This window comes from Nocardiopsis sp. TNDT3 (genome assembly GCF_003427465.1).
In the GTDB taxonomy this organism is placed as follows: Bacteria; Actinomycetota; Actinomycetes; order Streptosporangiales; family Streptosporangiaceae; genus Nocardiopsis; species Nocardiopsis dassonvillei.
Window position 1 is genome coordinate 1 of record NZ_QPFC01001142.1, and the last position, 2,207, is coordinate 2,207.

2 protein-coding genes are annotated in these 2,207 nt (G+C 70.0%); both read right to left on the reverse strand.

What is annotated here, in order from left to right; all coding sequences use genetic code 11:
* Window positions 1-302 precede the first annotated feature (302 nt).
* Entirely contained in the window at window positions 303-1,004 is a 702-nt protein-coding gene (dpgB, locus tag DQW06_RS24875) for an enoyl-CoA-hydratase DpgB (RefSeq protein ID WP_117199420.1), read from the reverse strand.
* 26 nt (window positions 1,005-1,030) lie between these two features.
* Complete coding sequence (gene dpgA / locus DQW06_RS24880; protein ID WP_232833144.1) at window positions 1,031-2,152, reverse strand: 3,5-dihydroxyphenylacetyl-CoA synthase DpgA; 1,122 nt, start codon at window positions 2,150-2,152, stop codon at window positions 1,031-1,033.
* Window positions 2,153-2,207: the final 55 nt, after the last annotated feature.

The window sequence follows — 2,207 nt, forward strand, 5'->3', positions numbered from 1 at the left end:
CCCCCGGCCGATCCCACCCCCGCTCACCGCGCACGTCCGGCGGCGGGAAAACGGGCGAACAGCCCGGAGGACACGCCCCGGCCCGCCGCCGGGATCCCCGCCAGCCTGTGCGGAGCGCAGGCCCCCGCCGTCCGGATCGCCGAAAATGTCTGGACAGCCGCCACCACCCGAATAGTCGCCCAAACCGAATGGATGGAGTTTTGGGCGGATTTTCGTTCAACAATGCAGGAGGTTTCGGTACCGTGTTCCGGAATTCGGCCGGGCGCCTTCCCCCGCGTGAGGGGCGCCCAGCCGGATGCGCGTCACACGCGTGCCGGTTCCTTCGACGGGGTCTCGTCCCGCAGACGCCTCAGCTCACGGTCACAGGCCGACAGGTGGCGGCCCAGGGCGTCCTCGAAGGCCGTCGAGGACGCCTCCATCGCCAGGCGGCGACGGATCGCGAACTCCGGCCCGGACCGGGTGGCGACCGACGCCAACAGGGACTCCACCCTCGCGTCCGCCGGGTCGAGCACCTCGTCCACCAGACCCAGCCCACGGGCCTCCTCCGCCGGGAACGGAAGACCCAGCAGCGAGCAACGGCGGGCCGCTCCGTGCCCGGCCTGCTGGCGCAGGCGGTACAGGACCATGCCGGGCCACGCGGTCTCCTCCGTCGCGGGGAAGCGCAGGCTCGACCCGGGCGCCATGATCCTGAGGTCGCTGGAAAGGAGGAGTTCGGCCGCGACCCCGCCGCAGTCCGCCTCGACGATCGCCACGGTGGCGATATCCACCCGCTCCAGACGGCGCAGCGCCCGCTCCCACTTGTTCACCGTGTGGACGGTGACCTCGTCGGACACGGGAAGGCCCGTGGGGACCCCCCGGAGGCGAAGCGTTCCGACGGTCCCGGGGCCCGCGTCCTCACACGCGTCCGCGAACGCGTTCACCTCGGCCACGAGCGCGGCGGACAACGGAAGCGAGCCGTCGATCCGCAGGTCCGGCGCGTTGCCGTCGTTGGACGTACTGGTCACTGTGTCTCCTCTGTTCGAAGGGGTTGTCACCACTGGCACAGCGCTGCCTCGATCGTCGATCCGGGACCCATGGTCATGAGGACGCTGTGGTCGCCGGGGGAGGCGACGCCCTCCTCCAGGAGCTGCTGGTACGAGAACAGGAAGGAACCGCTGGACAGGTTGCCGTAGTCGCGGAGCACGCTCGTCGTGTGCCGGACGTCGTACCTGGTCAGGCCGAGGTTGACCATGACCGAATCGATGACCTTCTTGCCGCCGGAGTGCACCGTCCAGTGCCGGATGTCGCTGCGGCGCAACCCGGTGCCGTCCAGCAGGCGGTCGATGATGATGTTGGCGTGGGCCCCCACGACGTAGGGCACCTCGGGGTCCAGGAAGAAGCTGAACCGGCCCTGCTCGGAGTCCCAGTCGTAGCGCATGGCGGGAAGGGCGTCCACGATGATCTGGCTGGAGAACTTCAGCAGACGCGGACCGGTGGGCTCCGGGCGGTCCGCGGTGTCGCCGGAGACCACGGCGATCGCGGCCGAACCGTCTCCGAACAGGCTGTTCACCACGGACGTGCGCATCGTCCCGTCGAACACGTAGGCGGCGGAGCAGGCCTCGATGCACACCATGACGGCGAGCTTGCCGGGGTGGGCCCGCGCCCACCCGGCGACGGCGTTGAGCGCGTTCAGCCCCGCGTTGCAGCCCATTCCGACGACGTCCAGACGGCTGGCGCTGGAGGGGATGCCCAGCTCACGGATGAGCAGGGCGCTGAACCCCGGGGTGAGGAAGCCGGTCGTGGTGACACAGCACAGGTAGCCGATGTCGGACAGGTCGGCCCCCGCCCTCTTCAGGCACTCCTGGAGGGCGCGGGCTCCCATGTCGACACCCTGCCGCCTGTGCTTGTCCAGCAGCTCTCCCTGGACCTCCATGACCCGTCCGCCGTCCGGCCCCTCCGGGGGGAGGGTGAGGTGGCGCCGGTCGATGGCGCTGTTGCGGAAGACCGAGCGGATTCTCGGATCCCGGATGTCGAAGATCTCCAGGAGTTCGTCCTGGGAGTAGGAGGTGGGCGGGACCGCCGTTCCGACACCGACGATCGCCGCGGGGGCTCCGCCACGGTCGGCGGCTGCGGGAGCCCGGCTCTCCGGAGCGGTTGCGAGATGTGCGTTCACACGGGAATCCATTTCTTGTGGATACGGACCTGGGCGTGATGGGCGGGTGGGCGTC